Raw genomic sequence first — 4771 nt, 5'->3', positions numbered from 1 at the left:
GCGCCGAGGCCGAGCGATTCGCTGGTCAGGTCGCCATGCGGCGCATCGTCGAACAGCAGGCGCTCGAGTTCGGCGCGCGAAATGTGAGGCGGCATGGCGGTCGGATTCGGCTCAGTGAGGGGCTTGCGCGAAAGGTGGCGCGCGTTTGCGGCGTTTTTGCGCGTCGCGGATCGCGGCCAGCGTCGCCTCGGCGATCGCGCGCCCGCGCGGATCGAGACCGGCCCATTGAGCGCGCCGGCCGCGCGGATCGACCTCGATCGCCTTGACGTCGGACGGGAGGACGGCGCCATCGCGCGCGACGCCACGCAGCACGCCCGTCATGGGCGCGTGAAGGGTGATGCCGGCGATCCTGCCGAGCAGCTCGCCGCGTTCGACGCTGGCGCCGACGTCGAAGGGCGTGTGCCAGAGCCCACCGCGCGGCGTCACGACGAAGCGCTCGCGGCCGAGGCCGCCGAGCAGGCGGGGCGCGCCATCGTAATCCTCGGTTGATCCTTGGGCGACGAATCCGCCGACGCGCGTCGGATGGGTTTCGACGGCCACATCGCAATTCTCGCCAATGGTGAAATTGGGGCCGAGGCCGACCGCGAGGCCGACATAATAACGGAAGTCCGGCGTGACGCTGCGCTTCTGCATCCGTGCGTCGATCAGGACCGGAATGCGCCGCAGGGCGAGCAGGTCGCAGAGCTGCAGCGGCGTCACCGCGACGCTGTCGCGGCGGGCGGCGGCATCGGCGATTTCCATCGCCGTTTCCGCGCGCGCGCCGACCACGCCTTGCAGCACCGGCGAATCGTCGAACAAAGCGTCGTGGAAGGCCATGCCGCGGCGGATCACCGGCGGATAGGGATCGTGGCTGAGAATGACGGTGAAATGGGCCTTGCGCAGCTTGACCGCCACCGCCGAGGCGATCTCATTGGTCCCGAGCACGACGGCGAGCGGCTCGGTGACTTCCGCATAAAAATCGGCAAATCGGCTCGCGCTCATTTTCGCCCCCTAAATCCCTTTTCAGGTTTTGGTTCGTTCTTGAACTTTGGCGCGAATCGCGCGGAGCGACCGCACGAGAGGGGTATTGCAGGAGTCGGGCCAGAAAAATCGCCGCTCAAGCAGCGAAAATCACAAAAAAAGACGCCGAAGGCGTCGTTTTTGTCGAAATTGTGCGAGACCCTGTTGAGGACGAAACAAGGTCTGTCGGCAAGGATTCACGCAGGGCGCGTCTCCGCCACCGCGTCGAACCCTTCAAATTGCGGCGGGCCGAGATAGAGGCCGACCGTCTTCGGGGCGCCGGAATGGGCGCGCCGAAACGCCTCCGAGCGGGTCCAGTCCTCGAAATGGCCGCGCGACTCCCAGACGGTGTGCGAAACGAACAGGGTCGCCTGATCGTCGCTCGGGCCGCGCAGCAGATGGAACACGACAAAGCCCGGCATGGCGGGCAGATCGGTCTGGCGATTGCGCCAGACCTCCTCGAATTCCGACTCCCGGCCCAAAGCGACGCGGAAACGGTTCATGGCGATGAAGGTCATGCTTGCTCCGGTCGGACGGCGGGTCAGCCGCGCCGGGCCAGCGACCGCAGGAAGCCCTGGGCTTCGTCATTGAGTTCGCGGTCGACGGCCGGCGCCATTTTCAACAAGACATTGGCGACAAAGGGCTCGTCATTGCGCGTCTCGTCGAGCACCTCGCGCAGCACCGGCACATTGTCCTCGATATGTTGCAGGAAGGCGATCCCTTTTTCCAGCGTCTCGCCCCATTTGTCGCGCGTCCACAGGGCCAGCGGATAGATGATCTCCTGCGGGAAATTGGATTTCCGCGCCTTTTCGAGGAAGCGCAGGCCGGTGGTCCAGTTTTCCGCCGCGCGCATCGGCGGCGGAATCGGCTCGCCGCTCAGCATTTTCTGCGCGGCCTGGCCCACGTGATCTTCCAGCGAGATGGGCTCCGCAATGGGAGAGCGGAAGCTCCACAAGGCGACGGCGCCGGGAAAATCGTCGCCATATGCCGCCTTCAGCGGGGTTTCGACCGCCTCGATCGCGTCCTTGTCGCCTTTGAGCGAGGCCGTCATGCAGAACGAGAACAGGGCGTCCTTGGCGACATGGATGACGCCGCCGCTCTTGAGCTGTTGCGGGGTCAGCGCCGGGGTGACGCCATCAGTCGGCGGCTGGACCGAGCCGGCGCGGAGCGCGCTGATGAAAGCGGTGATTTCCAGCCATGCCGGAAAGGCCGCGACAAAGGCTTCCGCATCGGAATGGACCACCGCCAGATTGATGGCCTGCTTGCGCCGGATGAGTTCCGCCGTATCGGTCATGGTCTTGCGCTCCTGAGATCAATCGCCGGTGATCACGACTTCGGGGGCGTCGGAATCGGGCAGGTCGAGCCCGTCCTCCTCCGCCAACTCCACCCCGGTGATACAGACGTCGCCGTCATCGACCACCACCTTGACCGGGACAAGGGCTTTGCCCTGGCACGGGCCGGAAAAACACTTGCCGGTGTCGATGTCGAATTGCGCGCCGTGATGGCGACAGACGAGGAAATTGCCTTCGTCATCCATCACTTCCGAGCCGCCGGCGCCGAGCGTCAGGCCCTGATGCGGACAGGCGTTCTCGAAGCCGTAAAAATTCGAACCCTTGCGGGAGATGATGATCGGCCAGGGGGTTCCTTCGCCGTTTTCGCCGCCCGCCTTTTTCAAGAGGAAGCTTCTGGCGTCATTGTCGTCGATTTCGAAGGTTTGGCAGATGGCGTAAAGCTCGTCCATGACACGATTCCTATGGGTTCGCCCTCGGGCGCCGGACGGAAAACAAAGTCCAAAGATTCAGAGCATTCCCAGTTCGAGCTTGGCCTCGTCGGACATTTTCTGCGCGTCCCAGGGCGGGTCGAACACCAGATTGACCTTGGCGTCCCTGGTTCCGGGCGCCAGCAGCACGGCTTTGCGGACGCGGCTCAGCATTTCGCCGGCCACCGGGCAGCCCGGCGCTGTGAGGGTCATGTCGATGTCGATCAGCTCCGGATTGGAGCAATCGAGCCGGTAGATGAGGCCAAGGTCATAGACATTGACCGGGATTTCAGGGTCGAACACCGTGCGGATCGCCGCCACTACATCCGTCTCGAGGTCGCCGGTCCACTCGGGGAGTTCGACCGGCTCGTCGGACATGGTGGGCGCCGGGCCTTCCGTCATGCGAACAACTCCAACACGCGGCGCAACCCCTTGGCCAGAGCCTCGACCTCCTCATGCGTGTTATAGAGCGCGAAGGAGGCGCGGGCCGATGCGGTCAGGCCGAGCTTGGTCATCAACGGCTGGGCGCAATGGGTGCCGGCGCGCACGGCGATGCCCGCCCGGTCGAGGATCATCGACACGTCTTGCGGATGGGCGCCGTCGACATCGAAGGTCACGATCGCGCCCTTGCCGGGCGCGCGTCCGAAGATGCGAACCTTGCCGAGCTTGTCGATTTCCTCGGTGGCATGGGCGAGCAGGGCGGCCTCGTGCGCGGCCACGCCGTTGCGGTTGAGGCCCATCAGATAATCCAGCGCCACGCCTAGCCCGATCGCCTCGACGATCGGCGGGGTGCCGGCTTCGAAACGATGCGGCGGGGCGGCATAGGTGACCTTGTCGCGATAGACGTCGGCGATCATTTCGCCGCCGCCCTGATAGGGCTGCATCGCTTCCAGCAGTTCATATTTGCCGTAGAGGAAGCCGATGCCCGACGGGCCATAAAGCTTGTGGCCGGTGGTGACGTAGAAATCGACGTCGAGCGCCTGCACGTCGACGATTTCATGCACGCTGCCCTGGCAGCCGTCGATCAGCACTTTTGCGCCGACGGCATGGGCGAGGCGGATGATTTCCGCGATTGGCGTGACCGTGCCCAGCACATTGGACATATGGGTCACGGCGACGATCTTAGTCTTGTTCGTCAGCAGTTTTGCGAAAGCGTCGAGATCGAAACTGTCGTCGGCTTTCAGCGGCGCCCACAGGATTTCCGCGCCCTTGCGTTCGCGCAGGAAATTCCACGGCACAATATTGGAATGGTGCTCCATTTCGGAAATGACGATCTGGTCACCTTCCGAAATCTCCGCGCCGAGGCTCGAAGCGACCAGATTGATCGCCTCCGTACCGCCCTTGGTGAAGATGATTTCCTCGGCCTTTTTGGCATTGACGAAACGGCGGCAGGATTCGCGCGCCTTCTCGAAAGCGACGGTCGATTCATTGGAGAGGAAATGCGCGCCGCGATGGACATTGGCATAGGTCTCGGCATAGCCGGCCATGATCGCGTCGAGCACGATTTTCGGCTTCTGCGCCGAGGCGCCATTGTCGAGATAGACCAGAGGCTTGTTGTAGACGAGACGCGACAGGATCGGGAATTCCGCGCGTGCCGCCATCACGTCGAAGGCGGGAGCGGACGTGTCGAGCGCGAGGGCCTTATTCGACATGGGAGGCCTCGCCGGCGTGACGCTTCATCCAGTTACGCGCATGGTCGATGACGATCGTCCGGATGTCTTCGCTTTCGACGGTGTCGATGGCCTCGATCAGGAAGGCTTCGACCAGCATGGCGCGGGCCTCGGCTTCCGGAATGCCGCGCGCGCGGAGGAAGAACAGAGCGTTGGCGTCGAGCTCGCCGGCAGTGGCCCCGTGGCTGCACTTGACGTCGTCGGCGAAGATTTCCAGCTCCGGCTTGGTGACGATTTCCGCCTTGTGCGACAGCAGCATGGCGCGGCTGAGCTGGCGCGCGTCGGTTTTCTGCGCGCCCTGCGCGACCTTCACGCAGCCCTGATAGACGCCGCGCGATGAACC

The 4771-nt window shown here is 64.0% G+C and carries 7 protein-coding genes; all 7 read right to left on the bottom strand.

Annotated elements, in window-relative coordinates:
* Positions 1-111 precede the first annotated feature (111 nt).
* Positions 112-981, bottom strand: coding sequence for a xanthine dehydrogenase (locus ACE3S9_RS15005; RefSeq protein ID WP_374547285.1), 870 nt, complete (start codon positions 979-981; stop codon positions 112-114).
* 215 nt (positions 982-1196) lie between these two features.
* Positions 1197-1517 carry an antibiotic biosynthesis monooxygenase gene (locus tag ACE3S9_RS15000; protein ID WP_374547284.1) on the bottom strand — a complete coding sequence of 107 codons (321 nt, stop codon included), beginning with the start codon at positions 1515-1517 and terminating at the stop codon, positions 1197-1199.
* Between the two features lie 23 nt (positions 1518-1540).
* Entirely contained in the window at positions 1541-2293 is a 753-nt protein-coding gene (locus ACE3S9_RS14995; protein WP_374547283.1) for a hypothetical protein, read from the bottom strand.
* Positions 2294-2311: 18 nt separating this feature from the next.
* On the bottom strand, positions 2312-2740 hold the full coding sequence (locus ACE3S9_RS14990; protein WP_374547282.1) for a Rieske (2Fe-2S) protein: 429 nt from the start codon (positions 2738-2740) through the stop codon (positions 2312-2314).
* A gap of 57 nt (positions 2741-2797) precedes the next feature.
* The gene (locus tag ACE3S9_RS14985; protein WP_374547281.1) at positions 2798-3160 is read right to left on the bottom strand and encodes an iron-sulfur cluster assembly protein; all 363 of its coding nucleotides are present in this window, start codon (positions 3158-3160) and stop codon (positions 2798-2800) included.
* Entirely contained in the window at positions 3157-4410 is a 1254-nt protein-coding gene (locus ACE3S9_RS14980; protein ID WP_374547280.1) for a SufS family cysteine desulfurase, read from the bottom strand. Before ACE3S9_RS14980 ends, ACE3S9_RS14985 begins: the two co-directional genes overlap by 4 nt.
* A partial coding sequence (locus ACE3S9_RS14975) for a SufD family Fe-S cluster assembly protein (RefSeq protein ID WP_374547279.1) occupies positions 4400-4771 on the bottom strand: 372 nt, incomplete at its 5' end. The genes ACE3S9_RS14975 and ACE3S9_RS14980, both read right to left, overlap by 11 nt.

The sequence above is a fragment of the Rhodoblastus sp. genome (assembly GCF_041915505.1).
Lineage (GTDB): Bacteria > Pseudomonadota > Alphaproteobacteria > Rhizobiales > Beijerinckiaceae > Rhodoblastus.
Note: the sequence above shows the minus strand (reverse complement) of the source record. Positions and strands in the feature narration are given on the sequence as shown.